Here is a 15,125-nt window from a genome sequence, read left to right on the forward strand (position 1 = left end):
GGATACAAATCGCAGCTTCCCGAAAATACATGCAGGCAGCGGAGTTGAAAACCTTTACAAGAAGCAAATTTACTATTAAAAATGTTCCAGTCTGAATTTCTTTATATAGAATATTATTTGGTTGTATTTTCTTTTCCCGATATAATCAAGCAAACTATAGAGCTCTCACTTTTAAGGTTTTTAAACTTACCATCTGAGCTTACAAACTATACCAAACTAAACATAAATTATAGTTAGCTGTCGCCAGTTAGTGCTTGTAATATATCACAACAAAATAGGATAATAATGGTATATAGTAGAATTAGTTTTTGTTAACCTAACCGATAACCATTATGGCAGATTTACTCGAGTCTTTACGCGGATTTATTTCCCCGGACCTTATAGCAAGAACAAGCAGCGAATTAGGCGAGAGTGAGCCTGCGACTGCTAAAGCATTTGGCGGTATAGTACCAGCCGTTTTAGGCGGATTAGTTAACCGTACTTCCGACCCTGGAGCTATGGGGTCTATTTTTAACCTCATCCGGCATAGTGACAGGGGTTTGTTAGCTGATGTAACCAATACTGTTCCGGGGGCGCTAGGTAGCGCTGCACCTGTTGGTAACCAGTTCCTGTCCGAGATATTTGGTAACAATTTAGGGGGAGTGAGCAATGCACTCAGTAATTACGCAGGTGTTAAGTCTACATCAGTAACGGCCATACTTAGTTATGTAGCACCGCTGGTATTAGGATTTTTAGGGAAGAAAACACACGATGATGAGCTTGATGAAGGCGGACTAAGAAATTACCTGAACAGCCAGAAAGCAGGTATCATGAGCGCGCTTCCGGCGGGGCTTGGCAGTTTGCTGGGTTTGGGTGGGGCAGGTGCTGCCGCTACAGCCGCTGTACCGCCTATCGAGCGACCAATGCATGCACCTGTTACCGAAAGAGTACAGCATACGCCACCTCCGGTACCAGAAAAGAAAACGAATTGGCTGTGGCCTTTGCTGCTTGGCATTGGAGCCCTGTTGTTGCTGCTGTTCGGACTTCGTAACTGCGACAATGACAAGGATACTGAGACCGTAACCACAGAACCAGTTACCACCGAAGAAACAACAGTTGCCACTGACACAGATACAATGGCTACAACAGATACAGGCGCAGCATTTACAGAACGGGAGATACCAGGCGGCGTAGTGCTTAACATACCGCCAAATGGCATTGAAAGTAAACTGGTCGCATTTATTGAAGATGAAAACAAAGCGCCAGATAAAACCAGCTGGTTCAGTTTTGACCGCCTGAATTTCGATACCGGAAGCGCTAGAATACAACCGGAGTCGCAGGAACAGATTGATAATATTGCCAAAATACTGAAAGCCTACCCACAGGTAAATATCAAAATAGGAGGCTATACTGATAATGTGGGCCAGCCTGCTGCCAACCTTAAACTATCGCAGGAAAGGGCTGTTGCAGTAAAAGCTGCTATTGAGAAATTAGGTATAGATGCAAGCCGCCTGGAGGCGGAAGGTTACGGCGAAAAGCACCCTGTTGCTGACAACACAACCGAAGAAGGCCGCGCCCAGAACCGTCGTATCGATGTGCTGGTTACCAAAAAGTAAAATTGCTTTAACGGCTATAGTTACAAACTATAACTAAGTACATTTAAACAGAACCGCAGGAAAACTATAACTTTCTGCGGTTCTGTTTTTATAGCAAAGCAGAAGAAAAATGTTGCTTACTATAGTTTACAGAGGGGTAAAGCCAACTAAGTTAAGCAGGAGTGTACGGAGAGCAGGTTATAGTTGCAACACTTCAGGGTTGGCGATGTTGGTTGGAGTGCCGTTTGCAAAAGCTACCACATTCTCGAAAGCTTTCCGGAAGTATAGTTCGTACCCGTTCTTTTCTACATAGCCCAGGTGTGGTGTACAGATTACATTTGATAGCTGAAGCAACGGATAATCTTTGTCGAGTATAGGTTCGGTTTCATACACATCCAGCGCTGCAAAACCGGGCCTGCCTTGCTTAAGTGCCTGCAATAACGCGCCTTCTTCTATCAACTCAGCCCGGCTGGTATTTACAAGCACTGCATCGCGTTTCATTTGCGCCAGGTCTGCTGCTGTAACTATATTTCGGGTAGTTTCGGTAAGGCGTAGGTGCAGTGTTACCACATCAGCCTGCGCAAAAAATGCCGCTTTACTTTCAGCTTCCAAATGCCCGTCCTGTACGGCTTTATCCCTGGAGTTTTCGCTGCCCCAAACTATAACTTTAGCCCCAAATGCATTGGCATAGCCAGCTATCAATTTACCTATTTTGCCATATCCCCAGATGCCGATGAGCTTGCCGTTTATAGTACTGCCAATGTTGGTTTGCCACTTTCCCTCTTTCATGGCGGCTATGGCTTGCGGCACTTGTCTCAGGGCATTCATTATCAAAAGCCAGGCAAGCTCTGCGGGGGCAACCGGTGAGCCAGTTCCTTCGGCAACGGCTATAGTATAGTTGGTGCAGGCTGCCAGGTCCAGGTGATTAGATATTTTACCGGTCTGGCTGATGAGTTTGAGCCTAGGCAACCGCGAAACCAGTTCTTTTGTAATGGCTGTCCGCTCACGGGTAAGCACCAGGGCATCAGCAGTTTTAAAACGCTCAACCAGTAAATCAATGTCCTTCACTGTATCGTGGTAAATGGTTACCTGGTGTTGGTGCAGCAGCTGAAAGCAATCCAGAGTGCTTATTATATGCTGGTAATCGTCGGGGATGATGATATGCATGTGCGTCGGCTTATAGTAGCAAAAGTCACAGTTACATTTCAGAAGCGCAACACCCAAAGTGTTATTTTAACTAATCTGCTACCCGGGCAAGAATTCTAACAACATCAGGCTCAACTATAGAAATGGATTGTTGCATGAGCTGGCAAAGCATAAAACTGAACGGATAATTGAGCTGAGTTTGCCTTACCCAGGTACAGCCCCCGAAACCGAACATACCTGTTCAATAACGAACACCTTATTTTATTCTGAAACTATAGTTTTGTTGCGTAATTAATTGTTAATCAGTTATATACATAGCTGGCATATTAGTTGGCTAAGCAGTTCTTGTAAAGTACACTATAAACCTATGGACCGCGAATTATCAGCCACTACAAAACAAGTCAACAAACGCAAACGCTACTGGCAGTTAGGTATAGCTGTAGCCCTGCTGGCTTTGGCTGTGTTTGGCTTCAGAACCTTGATTACCCCAACTATAAACAGGGAGGCTTTGCGCACTGCTGTAGTCGAGCAGGGGCCGGTTATTGCAACTATATCGGCGAGTGGTGTGGTGGTGCCGGAACAGGAACAGGTAATTACCAGTCCGATACAGGCACGCATAGAGCAGGTGTTATTAAAAGCAGGAGAGCAGGTAAAAACCGGCGACCAGATACTGCTACTCGACAGAGCTTATACCCAACTGGCTTACGACAAACTGAAAGACGAACAGCAACTGAACCAGCACAAAAGCGTGCAGCTGCGCCTTAACCTTCGCAAAACACTCAACCAACTGGCATCGCAGCTAACTATAAAACAGCTTAGAGTTAAAAGCCTGCAGGCCCAGCTACAGGACGAAAAATACCTGCTAAAAATAGGCGGCACTACCCAGGAAAGCGTGAACCAGGCAGAACTAAATCTCCGCATCGCCCAACAGGAACTCTCCGAAATACAGCAGGACATGGCTACCGAGCGCGAACTGCTTAAAGCTGATGAACAAGAACTTGGGTATACCCTGGCCATGCAGAGCCGATCGATAGAAGAGCTGCAGCGCAAAATGGAACAGGCCGAAGTACGGGCTACGCACAAAGGAGTGATAACCTGGGTGAAGAACGAAATTGGCAGCACCGTAAATGCTGGGGATGTAATTGCCCGCCTCGCCGACCTGAGCAGCTATAAAATTAAAGCCACCATATCCGATAGTTTTGCCGAGCAGCTGAAAGTTGGAGGCAGTACCATCGTTCGCATCAACGATACCGATCTGCAGGGTATCATCTCCTCCATAGAGCCCACAGTCAGCAACGGCATAGTTACGTTTTATGTCGCCCTACAGGATAAAGCCCACGCATTGCTGCGCCCAAGTTTAAGGGTAGATGTGTTTGTAACAACGGCCTCTAAAGGCAACGTGCTGCGCGTGAAGAATGGTCCATACTTTAACAGTGCCAAGGGACAACAGGTGTTTGTAGTACAGGGCAACGAGATACTGCGCAAGCCTGCAACTATAGGCGTGAGCAACGTGGATTTTGTGGAGCTGGAAGATGGCGTAAAACCTGGCGATGTGGTGGTGATCTCGGATATGGCCGAATACGAGCACACAGAAAAGATAAAGCTTAAGTAAGCGCTACAGATACCCTTTTTAAGTGATAGAAATATAGCTGATACCAAGTATAAAATAAACCTATGAAAAGTAATTTTACCTGTTTAGTGTTTGTAATGCTGCTCTGTTGCGCACAAAGTATAGCCCAGCCCGCCCGAACTTTAGGTTTGCAGGAGGTGATTACGATGGCGCAACAGCAGTCGGCAACAGCAAAACAGGCTGAGGTAAGCCACGAGAGCAGTTACTGGCAATGGCGAAGTTTCAAATCTGATTATCGGCCGCAGCTAAGCCTGACCGGTACTCTGCCAGATTTCAGCAGAACCTATACGCCGGTTATCCAGCCAGATGGTACCACCGATTTTAAGCCGGTATCCATTAACAATGCCGATGTAGGTGTAACGCTTAAGCAACTGGTGGGTCCTACGGGAGGGAGCATTTTTGTTACCTCGCTTATGCAACGTTTCGATGACTTTGACCGCGATATAACACGCTACAACGGTAACCCGGCTATAGTTGGTTTTGAGCAGCCATTATTTGCTTTTAACCCGTATGCGTGGGCCAAAAAAGTAGAGCCCTTACGTTACCAGGAATCGCAGCGCAAGTTTGTGGAAGACAAAGAAAGTATAGCAGTAGAAGCTACCAAACTATACTTCGACCTGTTGCTTGCCCAGGTAAACCAACGCATCGCCACCCAAAACTTAGCCAATAACGATACGCTTTACCAGATAGCGGAAGAAAAGTATACCCTGGGGCGCTTATCTAAAAACGACCTGTTGCAATTAAAGCTAGCGGTGTTAAATGCGCAGCTAGCCCAGGACCAGGCCGAACTGGATGAACAAAATGCCACACTTGCCCTGAAAACTTTTGTCGGCTTAAAAGATACGGATGCGCTGCAACTGACTATACCAGACAATATACCGGAAGAAGTAGTATCTGCGGAAATGGCTTTAGCGGAAGCGAAAAAGAATAGGAAAGAAGCTGTCAGTTTTCAGCGGCGGCTTTTGGAAGCAGAAAGCCTGGTGGCCAAAGCGAAAGGCGATAATGGTTTGAACATGAGTGTTTTTGCCACCTTCGGATTATCGAACAGTGCCGGCAATTTTACGGATGTTTATACCCGACCCGAAAATCTGCAGCGTGCCCGTATCGGTTTTAACATGCCGCTACTGGACTGGGGCCGCCAGCGCGCCAACTATAAAGTAGCCGACCTGAACCGCCAGTTAGTGCAACACACCATAGCCCAGGAAGAAGCTACTTTTGAACAGGCAGTCCTGGCACAGGCAAACCAGTACATTACCCTGAAACGCAGGCTTAGCACTACCGCCACAGCAGATGAAATAGCAGAAGAGCGCTACCAGATCACGAAGAACATTTTTATAGTTGGCCGAATCAGCATCACAGACCTGAACATTGCTTTAGCCGAAAAAGACCAGGCGCGCCGTGCCTACATAACGTCGCTCAGCCAGTTCTGGGCAGCCCACTATAGCCTGAGGCAACTGACATTATTTGATTTTGAAAAACAGCAGCCGATTAAATACAATGAAGGAAATTTTGAATGAGTGCATAACATCAAATTTCGGAATCCACAGGACATGTGTTACCGAGGTTAAACATATTTCTATAGTTACAGACTAAGATCGGACAGGTCACGACCTGTCCCTACGGAAGTACAACCACGATAAAAGTCGAAGCTTACAGTTCCAAACTATAGATAAACTATAGCTATCGAAATGATCACAGTCTTTGGGTTGAGCTCCTTGTGAATATCTGGTGGCGCAGCCATTGCGAGGAAAGAGCAAAAGAGATTCGCGCAGCGCGATGCCCGAAGACGAGGCCCCCCGGCCGTGAGGGAGCCAAGCTAACTATAAAACTATAGGCAAATAGAGCTCTCAGGATAAAAGGTAATTTGAAACTATAGCTAAGTATAAACTGCAACTATAGGCTGAGATAGATTTCTCGCTGAGGCTCGAAATGACAGTAAATAAAAGATTAAAAGAGATAAATTTAAAACTATGATCACGCTATCCAACATCGAGAAAGTTTACCAGACCAAAACCATCGAAACGGTGGCTTTACAGAACGTAAACCTGACGGTACCCAAAGGAGAATTCCTTTCTATTATGGGGCCATCGGGTTGCGGCAAATCTACACTGCTCAACATTATGGGCCTGCTTGATATTCCGAGCTCCGGCATGGTAACTATAGACGGGCAACCCATACAGACCTATAAGGACAAAGAGCTGGCACACATCCGCAACCAGAAGATCGGTTTTGTATTCCAGAGCTACCACCTGGTAAACGACCTGAGCGTGCTGGACAATGTAGAACTACCGTTGCTATACCGCAGCAGTATTTCAGGTTCGGAGCGTACCAAAAGAGCTAAAGCAGCTTTAGAAAAAGTTGGCTTAAGCGCTCGCACACAGCATTTTCCAAGCCAGTTATCGGGTGGGCAGCGACAGCGTGTAGCCATTGCCCGTGCCCTGGTTGGCCAGCCCGAAATTATACTTGCCGATGAGCCCACTGGTAACCTGGACTCTGTGATGGGCGAAGAAATAATGAACATACTACTGGACCTGAACCGCCTGGATGGTACCACTATAGTTATGGTAACGCACGACGAGAACATGGCCCTTAAAACAGAGCGTTTGGTCCGCTTCTTTGATGGGCAGCAGGTATCGGATGCTAAGTTGTTTGCAACCTTTCAGCAAGTATAGCTATGCTTAAGAGTTACATAAAAATAGCCTGGAAGGTGCTCTTGCGGCGCAAGTTTTTCACCTTCATCAGCCTCTTCGGTATCAGCTTTACACTTATGATACTGATGGTAGCTACTTCACTGTTCGACCACACGTTTGGCCCGCAAATGCCGGAGCGCGAAACAGACCGCTTACTATTTGTAAACCTGATCCGGGAGCAGGTAAAAGAGGGATATACCAATAGCGGCCCTGCCAGCTATAGCTTCTTCGACCGCCACGTACGCACCCTCAAAACACCCGAAAAAGTATCGATCAACTCCATGCCTTTTCAGGTGAACAGTTACATCAACAACCGCAAACTGGCGATTGATATCAAGTATACCGACCGTGAGTTCTGGGATATACTGGACTTTAATTTCCTGGAAGGCAATGCCTTTACGCAGCAGGATGTAAAAAGCGCAAACCGTGTGGCCGTAATTAACGAAAACACCCGCGCAAAATATTTTGGAGAGACAGAGGCGGTAGGCAAGGATATAGTGGTAGATCAGGTAAAATATAAAGTAGTAGGCGTTGTAGAGAACGTACCGGTGCTGCGCGTGCAGTCGTATGCCGATGTTTGGGTGCCGGTTACCCTTAAAAGCCAGGACTTTTCGAAGCCCGGTATGAGAGGCACTTACTTTGCAACTATAAAAGCCCGTAGCGCCGCCGATGTACCTGAAATAAAAGCAGAGTACGCCACGATGATGCAGGAAGTAGAGCGCCAGCATCCCGAGAAAGGTACTAAACTTTTCTCTTTCCCGGATACTTTTCTGGAGAGCTTCGCCCGCACGTTTTTTGGCAATGGCAATGATACCGGTGTAGGGATTCTGTATGGTATACTGGCCGGTCTGACCTTGCTGTTCATGCTGCTGCCAACTATAAATCTTGTCAGTATCAACATCAGCCGCATCATGGAGCGTTCTTCCGAAATCGGGGTTCGCAAAGCCTTCGGTGCTTCTTCTTCCACCATTATCGGGCAGTTTATTGTCGAGAACATTTTCCTGACTTTGCTGGGTGGCTTTCTGGGTTTTATACTTTCGGCAGGAGTGCTCTGGCTCATAAACGACAGCGGCATGATCGTGTATGCCAACCTGGGGCTAAACCTGCGTGTGTTCGGTATTGGGCTGCTGCTTTGCCTTGTGTTCGGATTAATTTCCGGTGTTTATCCAGCTTATAAAATGTCACGCTTACAAGCCGTAGAGGCACTGAAAGGAGGTTCGAAATGATACGCCATTTATTTAAACTGATCTGGAACCGGAAGAAAAGCAACTTCCTGCTGATCACTGAAATATTCTTTTGTTTCCTGGTGCTGTTTGGGGTACTTAGCTTTATCGTATACAACGTACGCAACTATAGCAAACCACTTGGTTTTAAACACGATAACGTTTGGTTGCTGACCATGCGTCCGCCTACCGATTCTACTGCCCAGAACCGGCAGATAATGGAACAGGTGATCCAACGGGTGCGTACTTTCCCACAAGTAGAACATGCATCGTTTACATCCAGCAATGCGCCATTTGCTTTCAGTCAGATGAACAATCACTTCTCTTTCGGTAATGCCAAAAGTATAGATGCTGATGTTTATGAAGTGCAGGATGAGTACAAGGATGTAATGCAGCTAAATGTAATAAAAGGTCGCTGGTTCAGCACAAACGACAATGCGGCAGGTCATGAACCTATCGTGATCAATAAGGCTTTCCAGCAGCATATGTTTGGCTCAGAAGAAGCATTGGGTAAAATAATTCAGGTAGATGATACTACTAAATTTCAGGTAGTGGGTGTAACGGATTATTTCCGGGCGGGCAGTGAATTTGCTGCCGAAGACCCGGCTGTCTTTACGCGCATTAACCTCCAAAAGAACCTCAATTATATCTCCAACGAAATGCTGATCCGGGTGAAGCCTGGCACAGGTATAGACTTTGAAGAGAAAATGATGAAAGAGATCGCTGGCATCGGGAAAGACTGGGCGTTGGAAGTGGCTACGCTGGAAAAAATGCGCCAGAATAAAGCTAAAGTTACGCTTGTTCCGATGATTGCGCTGGGCCTGGTTTGTGGCTTCCTGATCCTGAACGTTGCACTGGGTTTGTTTGGGGTGCTGTGGTACAACATCAGTCGCCGCAACGGCGAGATAGGCTTGCGCCGCGCACTTGGTGCCCCGTCTGGTCAAATCTATCGCCAGTTTATAGGCGAGGTGCTGGTACTGGCTACTTTCGGATTGCTCTTCGGGGTGCTGTTTGCTGTTCAGTTTCCGTTGCTACAGGTTTTCCAGGTAGAGTCAGAGGTATACTTTACAGCGCTTGCCGGTGCTGTAGTGCTTATTTACCTACTCACAACTATTTGCGCGCTTTATCCAAGCCGGCAGGCAGCAGCCATACATCCGGCTGTTGCCCTACACGAAGAGTAACTATAGTTAAGTAGATTTATCTACAGATGTAGTCATCCCCCTGCCCCCTTCAAAGGGGGACAATCAGCAATGCGTAAAATTAAAATTTTATTTACGTTACCTGAAAAAGTCCCCCTTGGAAGCAGGGCCGTTAAGTTCTAGCAAATTCTCCCCTTGAGGGGAGCGCAGAGGGGTGTTTGCATTAGCGGGTGAATTTAAAACTGGCTAACAATTAGCATTTTGGCCCTGAATAACACCCCTATAATCCCCTCAAGGGGATAGTTCTCGGCAGAAATTAACGGCCCTGCCCTTGGAAGGGGGTAGGGGGATGATAACTCAAGCAGATAAACTTTTGCTGCGAATCAGTAATACGTGACTTACTTTAAAGTTGAATATGTGATTAGACAGGTTTAGAAGCCCGACCATAGTTCGACACAAGCGAGGACACTAGTTGATTTAATAGAATGAAAAGTCACCCTAGAAAGGAGTAGAGGAATGACAAACGCTAACTATAGAATTATACCTGCAACTATAGCTGCCTTAGTTAAACTATAATACCTTATATTTATACTTCCAAACCACTGGTTTTCCATGATCCTGATTATTGATGACGATGTAGCGGTACGTGCCTCGCTGAGCCTGATGCTGAAACAAAATGGCTTTAAAACCAAAGAGGCGGCTTCACCCAGAGAGGCGCTTCAGCTGGCGGAGCTGCACCCGTTTCAACTGGTAATCATGGATATGAACTTTTCTATTGAAACAACCGGTCACGATGGTCTGGCTTTGCTTGGGCAGTTTAAAAAACAGTATCCGGCATTGCCGGTCATCCTTATCACAGGGTGGGGCTCTATCAGTCTGGCCGTGGAAGGCATGCGCCTGGGTGCCGCTGATTTTATTACCAAACCCTGGAGCAACGACTACCTGTTACAGGCCATACAAACAGCACTTAGTTTATCAGAGCAAAGCCATAGTTCGGATGAGGCACTAACCCGCAAAAAACTGGACCAGCAGTATAATTTCAGGAACATTGTTGGCCAGGACCCGGACCTGCTGAAAGTGCTGAAAAAGATAGGACAGATTGCTGCTACTGATGCCTCGGTGCTGATAGAAGGACAAAGCGGAACAGGTAAAGAACTGATAGCCGAAGCCATACACCAGAACAGCGCGCGCCGCAACCAGCCGTTTGTAAAAGTAAACCTGGGCGGCATCTCGGCCAGTTTGTTCGAGAGCGAGATGTTCGGCCACAAGCGCGGCGCTTTTACCGATGCCAAAGGCGACAGGGTTGGCCGTTTCGAGATGGCGAACAAAGGCACTATTTTCCTGGATGAGATTGGCGAACTGGACATGAACAGCCAGGTAAAACTGCTGCGCGTGCTGCAGGATAGAACCTACGAAGTGCTGGGCGACAGCCGTTCCCGAAAGCTCGACATAAGAGTAGTTTGTGCTACCAACCGCAACCTCGAAGAAATGGTAGCCGAAGGTAAATTCAGGGAAGACCTTTTTTACCGCATCAACCTGATCACCGTTAAGTTACCATCCCTGCGCGAGCGTGCCGATGACATTCCGTTACTGGTGCAGTACTTCCTGGGAAATCTCAAGAAAACGTACAACCGACCGGAGCTAACTATAAGCAAAAGTGCCTTGCAGTGGCTAAAAGAACAGGCCTTGCCAGGAAACATACGGGAACTGAAAAACCTGGTGGAGCGAACTGTGCTGGTAAGTGACACCGATGTGCTGGAAGCAGAAGATTTTCAGGCGCAGGCACAGCGCAGCGCTGCCAAACCCGGCGATAAGACCCTGCCAGCCGTGGGCGCCATGACCCTGGACGAAATGGAAGCTACCATGATCCGGAAATCTATGGACCATTATCACAACAACATCAGTAAAGTGGCGCGCGCTTTGGGTTTGAGCCGTGCTGCCCTTTACCGCCGCCTCGAGAAGTTTAACATCCCGTATGAGCCTCAGGAGTAAGTTTATCCTTTTTGCCGCGGTGTTGCATGGGCTGCTGGCACTAATGGCGTACTTCCTGCTGCAACAGAACGTGTACCTGTTCCTGGGCATGGAGCTGCTTATACTTGTTTCTGTCTTTATTACAGCACAACTATACAGCACTTTCTTTAAACCGCTCAGTCTCATTCGGGCTGGCATCCAATCTATAAAAGACAAGGACTTCTCTACCAAGTTTATGGGGGTGGGGCAGAAGGAACTTGACGAGCTGATAAACGTGTACAACCGCATGATAGACCAGTTGCGACACGAGCGGGTGGCACAGGCCGAGAAACATTACTTTCTGGAGAAACTGATTCAGGCATCGCCGGCGGGTATACTTTTGCTGGGCTTCGATAACCAGGTGGAACACGTAAACCCTGCGGCTGAACAGTACCTGCAACAACCTGCCGCTAACCTGATAGGCAAACATGTCAGCCAGCTACCGAAAGTATGGGCCGGACAACTTACCCAACTACAAACAGGCAGTTCTATTACGTTCCGGGTAAATGGCATCCGGACGTATCGCTGCCACCGCGCGCACTTTTTAGACCGTGGTTTTCAGCATTACTTTGTGCTGATTGAGGAACTGACCGAAGCAATACTTCAGAACGAGCGGCAGGCGTACGAGAAGGTAATCCGGATGATGTCGCATGAGGTGAACAACTCGGCGGGTGCGGTAAATTCTATACTTGGCTCGCTGCAATATTATGCGCCACAACTTACCCAGGATCATCGCGAAGATTTTGACAATGCCCTGCAGGTTGCCATAGACCGCAATACCAACCTCAGCCGCTTTATGGCCAACTTTGCCAACGTGGTACGCATTCCGAAGCCTAAAAAAGTAAAAGCCGACCTGCACGAAATGCTGCGCAACATGGCCCTGCTGCTACAACCTGAACTGCAGCGCAGAACTATAGTTTGCAATTTACAACTTACTCCACAGCCGCTTTTTATTCATTTAGATCAGCAGCAGCTAGAACAGGTATTGCTTAACGTACTCAAAAATGCGATGGAAGCCATCGGAGAGAACGGCGAAATCACAATAACAACGCAGCAAACTCCAGTCCGCCTAACGATAACTGATACTGGCTCCGGCATCCCAGAAAATGTACGGGCATCGCTTTTTACGCCCTTCTTCAGTACCAAAGAATATGGCCAGGGTATCGGCTTAACAATGGTACGCGAGATACTCGTGAATCATGGTTTTCCATTCTCACTGGAGAGTGACTCAGAGGCCGGAATCACTACTTTTTCAGTCAGCTTCCCGGAGTAGCGCTGCCATAGCCACACTTTAGTTCTGAACTATAGATTCCTGGTAGCAACGGCTATAAATTCAAGAATAAAAATTTGCATATAATTTACAAATAATAGAAATTACGGTATATTTAAGGCGGCTAATCTTTTGTGCTGCCAAGCTGTACAACAGGTTAGATTTACTTCAGCTATAGTTGATGTAATTTGTTGCATTGCAGGGTGTTGAAGGTTGGGTTGTAAGCTATTGGTTTCTCAATGCTATAGTTGAATGTGCGGCCAAAGGTGCGAGCAGCAACTCATTTTTTGCTTCCGGATTTTCCCGGTTTTGGAGTAGGACTTAGGCATTGCAACTATACCTGAACGATAACCTTGTATACTATCACTAAATCAAACAATCTCTCTATGAACTTAAAGCGTTTACTTTTCAGCTTCTGTTTCACGGTGCTCTGCTGGGCAGGTGCAATGGCCCAAAATTGCGACCCCTGGATCGTACAGATTTACAAACAACAGTATAATGCGGTGCCTACAGCCGAAGAATGTAACATCCGCAACTATAACAACGGCTCCTGGAACAGCTACGAAGAATTGACAGGCTATATCCGGAATTATAAAAACCGACAGGCGGCTGCTAAACCTTCTGTTACGCCGGCTCAAAACTGTGACCCCTGGATTGTGCAGATCTACCAGCAGGAATACCGCCGAAACCCTACAGCCGAGGAATGTAATATCCGTAACTATAACAATGGCTCGTGGGGAAGTTACGCAGACCTGACCACCTATATTAAAGCATACCAAACTAAAAATAGCAGCACTGCAAAAGCCTCCGTGCCTGCAACTACAGTAAAACTGGAAGGAGACCCTTGGATATTTAAAGCCTACCGCGAACTATACCGTCGCGAACCGGTTGCACTGGAGCTGAACGTAAATAACTATAACGGTGGCTCGTGGGCTAGCTACGCGCAGTTAAAACGATTTGTAGCTGAATTTCAGAACTCTCTTAAAAACCATAATGCCCAGATTAAGACAGTAGATACGGCCAACGGCAACCAGCTTACCGGGCTATACCTGAACGGCGAGCAGGTAGCCGTAGCTTTGATCTCGAAAAACGGTGGCGGCGTTGTGGCGGCAGGCGGCATGAATGTGGTATCTGCCGGTGGGGCAAATGTGGTAGCTGCAGGCGGCATGAACGTTATTTCGCCTGGTGGCGGTAATGTTGTGTCAGCTGGTGGTGCCAATGTCGTATCGGCAGGAGGAGCCAATGTGGTTTCTGCGGGCGGCGCAAACATTTCCATGCACCAGAACATGGCAGGCTTAAGCTTCGGCGGAAGGTACTCGGTACAGTCTGCCGGCACAAAGGTAATTCCGACTTCAGGTAAAAGCGCTTTGATTATCCGGTAACGTTATCGGTAAGTCAGAACCTAAACTGACTTATGCAATTTTGCTACTTAAAAAAAGCCATCAGGTAATTTAACCCGGTGGCTTTTTTGTTTCAGACTAAACTATAGATTATTCTGTTTGCCAGGTCTTATAGTTGTAAGTATAATGTCTGCTTATCTGCCACTTAATATGCTTTTATAGTCTTGTGGAACTATACGCCAAACTGGGTCAGGTGGTGGTTCAGGTGTTTGTAAAACATGTTGTTCCATTGCTGGCTGGTCAGGGCACCAAACGAGATCGATTCTTTACCTTCAAAATGTGTGGTACCCAACTGCTGCGTTTCTCGGATATAGTTGATCAGGCGTGCTATTTCTGCTTCAAAATCTTTGTCGGAGGTTATAATAAATTGCGGAGCCGTATGCGCGTTTTGCTTGTAAGGTTTTTCGTTAACCACATAATTCTTCACCAGCAGTTTAAGTAAAAGCTTCATGAAAGGATTTGGCCTGGGGTACTTTTCTTCATACACCATTTCGTAGGTTACGCTGCAGTGGGCCAGCATTTGGGCTACATCCATTTTACCCCAAAGTGGTTTAGTGTCGGAGGTTAACATCTGGATGCGTGCAATAAGCTCGTCTGTAGTTTCGGGTATAAATACGTTTTTCATTCGGCTGTTTATAGTTTAGCTAAGGGTGCAAGGTAGCATTCCTTTTAATATAGTAAAAGCAGGATGTTGAATATAGCTGTATATCCGGTAACTATAGCTTTTACCTAAACGCAGGTTTTAAAAGCCAGAACCATGCGACCAGGTTCGAACTAAATATCCGGTTCAGCGAGGAGTAAAGAGGTTGCTTTAATCTATTAGCAATAACCTGAAATTCAGCACTTCAGAACTAAGCTTAGGCTCTTGCCGTCACTTGCCAGATTGCTGCAGATTCAGGAACCGGATTTAGTTTATATATAATATTCAATTTTTATTTACTAATAACCCACCGCCCCTCACACAGAAATTGATCCAATTCAACCTATATTCATTTATATTAAAAATACTAATTAAAATTAACATCGTAATAAAAATTCAAGCT

The 15,125-nt window shown here is 46.6% G+C and carries 11 protein-coding genes; 9 read left to right on the forward strand and 2 right to left on the reverse strand.

Translation table 11 applies throughout. From position 1 onward, the window contains the following. The first annotated feature begins 332 nt into the window (after window positions 1-332). Window positions 333-1,595, forward strand: a complete 1,263-nt coding sequence (locus GWO68_RS05650) for an OmpA family protein (protein WP_162345440.1) — start codon at window positions 333-335, stop codon at window positions 1,593-1,595. 177 nt (window positions 1,596-1,772) lie between these two features. Here the strand turns inward: GWO68_RS05650 and GWO68_RS05655 are convergent, their stop codons facing one another. After that, window positions 1,773-2,741, reverse strand: coding sequence for a D-2-hydroxyacid dehydrogenase family protein (locus GWO68_RS05655; RefSeq protein WP_162345441.1), 969 nt, complete (start codon window positions 2,739-2,741; stop codon window positions 1,773-1,775). A 346-nt stretch (window positions 2,742-3,087) separates the two neighbouring features. Here GWO68_RS05655 and GWO68_RS05660 point away from each other — a divergent pair, with 346 nt between their 5' ends. The 8 genes from GWO68_RS05660 (at window position 3,088) to GWO68_RS05695 (ending at window position 14,064) form a co-directional block, all read left to right on the forward strand. Continuing rightward, entirely contained in the window at window positions 3,088-4,332 is a 1,245-nt protein-coding gene (locus GWO68_RS05660) for an efflux RND transporter periplasmic adaptor subunit (protein ID WP_162345442.1), read from the forward strand. 62 nt (window positions 4,333-4,394) lie between these two features. Beyond that, window positions 4,395-5,867, forward strand: coding sequence for a TolC family protein (locus GWO68_RS05665; RefSeq protein WP_162345443.1), 1,473 nt, complete (start codon window positions 4,395-4,397; stop codon window positions 5,865-5,867). Window positions 5,868-6,320: 453 nt separating this feature from the next. Next, window positions 6,321-7,022: an ABC transporter ATP-binding protein gene (locus tag GWO68_RS05670; RefSeq protein ID WP_162345444.1), complete on the forward strand. Its 702-nt coding sequence runs from the start codon at window positions 6,321-6,323 to the stop codon at window positions 7,020-7,022. A 2-nt stretch (window positions 7,023-7,024) separates the two neighbouring features. Further along, window positions 7,025-8,266 carry an ABC transporter permease gene (locus GWO68_RS05675; RefSeq protein ID WP_162345445.1) on the forward strand — a complete coding sequence of 414 codons (1,242 nt, stop codon included), beginning with the start codon at window positions 7,025-7,027 and terminating at the stop codon, window positions 8,264-8,266. Further along, entirely contained in the window at window positions 8,263-9,444 is a 1,182-nt protein-coding gene (locus GWO68_RS05680; protein WP_162345446.1) for an ABC transporter permease, read from the forward strand. The genes GWO68_RS05675 and GWO68_RS05680 overlap by 4 nt, the downstream gene beginning before the upstream one ends. Window positions 9,445-10,014: 570 nt before the next feature. Further along, window positions 10,015-11,394, forward strand: coding sequence for a sigma-54-dependent transcriptional regulator (locus tag GWO68_RS05685; protein WP_162345447.1), 1,380 nt, complete (start codon window positions 10,015-10,017; stop codon window positions 11,392-11,394). Continuing rightward, a complete protein-coding gene (locus GWO68_RS05690) occupies window positions 11,378-12,685 on the forward strand; it encodes a sensor histidine kinase (RefSeq protein WP_162345448.1) in 1,308 nt (435 codons plus the stop codon). Before GWO68_RS05685 ends, GWO68_RS05690 begins: the two co-directional genes overlap by 17 nt. A 383-nt stretch (window positions 12,686-13,068) precedes the next feature. Next, window positions 13,069-14,064 carry a hypothetical protein gene (locus GWO68_RS05695; protein ID WP_162345449.1) on the forward strand — a complete coding sequence of 332 codons (996 nt, stop codon included), beginning with the start codon at window positions 13,069-13,071 and terminating at the stop codon, window positions 14,062-14,064. A gap of 190 nt (window positions 14,065-14,254) precedes the next feature. Here the strand turns inward: GWO68_RS05695 and GWO68_RS05700 are convergent, their stop codons facing one another. Next, window positions 14,255-14,707: a DUF1569 domain-containing protein gene (locus GWO68_RS05700; RefSeq protein WP_162345450.1), complete on the reverse strand. Its 453-nt coding sequence runs from the start codon at window positions 14,705-14,707 to the stop codon at window positions 14,255-14,257. Between the last annotated feature and the right edge of the window lie 418 nt (window positions 14,708-15,125).

The organism is Pontibacter fetidus (assembly GCF_010119545.1).
GTDB classification, from domain to species: Bacteria; Bacteroidota; Bacteroidia; order Cytophagales; family Hymenobacteraceae; genus Pontibacter; species Pontibacter fetidus.

What these genes read in the sequence shown, in the direction of transcription:
- GWO68_RS05650 (WP_162345440.1), top strand. Translation starts at nt 333, where the DNA reads ATGGCAGATTTACTCGAGTCTTTACGCGGATTTATTTCCCCGGACCTT.
- GWO68_RS05655 (WP_162345441.1), bottom strand. Translation starts at nt 2,741, where the DNA reads ATGCATATCATCATCCCCGACGATTACCAGCATATAATAAGCACTCTG.
- GWO68_RS05660 (WP_162345442.1), top strand. Translation starts at nt 3,088, where the DNA reads ATGGACCGCGAATTATCAGCCACTACAAAACAAGTCAACAAACGCAAA.
- GWO68_RS05665 (WP_162345443.1), top strand. Translation starts at nt 4,395, where the DNA reads ATGAAAAGTAATTTTACCTGTTTAGTGTTTGTAATGCTGCTCTGTTGC.
- GWO68_RS05670 (WP_162345444.1), top strand. Translation starts at nt 6,321, where the DNA reads ATGATCACGCTATCCAACATCGAGAAAGTTTACCAGACCAAAACCATC.
- GWO68_RS05675 (WP_162345445.1), top strand. Translation starts at nt 7,025, where the DNA reads ATGCTTAAGAGTTACATAAAAATAGCCTGGAAGGTGCTCTTGCGGCGC.
- GWO68_RS05680 (WP_162345446.1), top strand. Translation starts at nt 8,263, where the DNA reads ATGATACGCCATTTATTTAAACTGATCTGGAACCGGAAGAAAAGCAAC.
- GWO68_RS05685 (WP_162345447.1), top strand. Translation starts at nt 10,015, where the DNA reads ATGATCCTGATTATTGATGACGATGTAGCGGTACGTGCCTCGCTGAGC.
- GWO68_RS05690 (WP_162345448.1), top strand. Translation starts at nt 11,378, where the DNA reads ATGAGCCTCAGGAGTAAGTTTATCCTTTTTGCCGCGGTGTTGCATGGG.
- GWO68_RS05695 (WP_162345449.1), top strand. Translation starts at nt 13,069, where the DNA reads ATGAACTTAAAGCGTTTACTTTTCAGCTTCTGTTTCACGGTGCTCTGC.
- GWO68_RS05700 (WP_162345450.1), bottom strand. Translation starts at nt 14,707, where the DNA reads ATGAAAAACGTATTTATACCCGAAACTACAGACGAGCTTATTGCACGC.